The sequence below is a fragment of the Cyanobium sp. NIVA-CYA 375 genome, from assembly GCF_056108345.1.
The window spans coordinates 1-857 of the sequence record NZ_JBSYHW010000281.1; the positions used below are offsets into that span (position 1 = coordinate 1).

An 857-nucleotide genomic window follows, 5' to 3' on the forward strand; every position below is an offset into this window, starting at 1 on the left:
CGTCAAAACCCTTGCGAATCTTGGGGGTGTTCCGCCGCGATGCCGGGCAGTGGCAGCTGGCCCACCGGCATGCCGACCCGTTGGTCGAGGGCATCAGCCTGGAGCAGGCGGCGGCACTGGCCGCGGGGCGCGCATGAAGGCCGACCCGATGCTGATCACCTGGGCCCTCGTCAACTTCTGGGTGCTGGGGCAGATCTGGCTGGCGCAATGGGTGATCTATCCGCTGTTCCAGCACGTGGGCGCGACGGAGTACATCGGCTACCACCGGTTCTATGCGCAACGCATCCCGCTGCCGGTGATCGTGCCTGGCTTCGCGAGCTTCGTGCTGCCGGTGCCGCTGGCGATCTTCGGCCCGGCGCTGCCGGCCTGGATGCACGCCGCCAACATCGGGCTCGGGCTGGTCGGCCTGGTGGTGACGGTGGCGCTGGAGATTCCGCGCCACGCCAGGCTGGAGCGGGACGGCAAGGACGACACGGTGATCGCAGAACTGATCCGCTACAACGGGCCGCGCACGGCCAGCATCACGCTGCAGGCCGGCATCACGGTGGCGATGCTCGCCCACGCAGCGTGAGCCCGGCGGGTCAGTTCACCGCACCCAACGCGGGTGATGGCACGGTTTCATCGGCCCGGCGCTGCCCGCGGCCGGGCACCCCACCAGGCAGCAGCTCCATCACGCTGAACACCGGGTGCCGCAGGGCGCCCGGCACGAACCACGCGGCCCGGTTGCTGTCCCGCGTGCCCTGCCCTCGCAGCGGCGAGTCGGCACGCAGCAGCCAGTTGCCGGCGTCGAAGCTGGCGGCTGTGCGGCGTACTCCGGCTGGTTGCAAGTCAGCAGTATTCGCTGGCGTTCCTCCTCG

General features: G+C 70.0%; 2 protein-coding genes. One reads left to right on the forward strand and one right to left on the reverse strand.

All coding sequences use genetic code 11. The annotated features are described in order from the left end of the window. Positions 1 to 133: 133 nt before the first annotated feature. Positions 134 to 571 carry a hypothetical protein gene (locus tag AC01FP_RS18080; RefSeq protein WP_474482190.1) on the forward strand — a complete coding sequence of 146 codons (438 nt, stop codon included), beginning with the start codon at positions 134 to 136 and terminating at the stop codon, positions 569 to 571. A gap of 10 nt (positions 572 to 581) precedes the next feature. On the opposite strand, the gene AC01FP_RS18085 is transcribed toward AC01FP_RS18080, so the two are convergent. Further along, positions 582 to 857 (reverse strand): hypothetical protein (locus AC01FP_RS18085; RefSeq protein ID WP_474482192.1); only part of this gene is annotated, 276 nt, incomplete at its 5' end.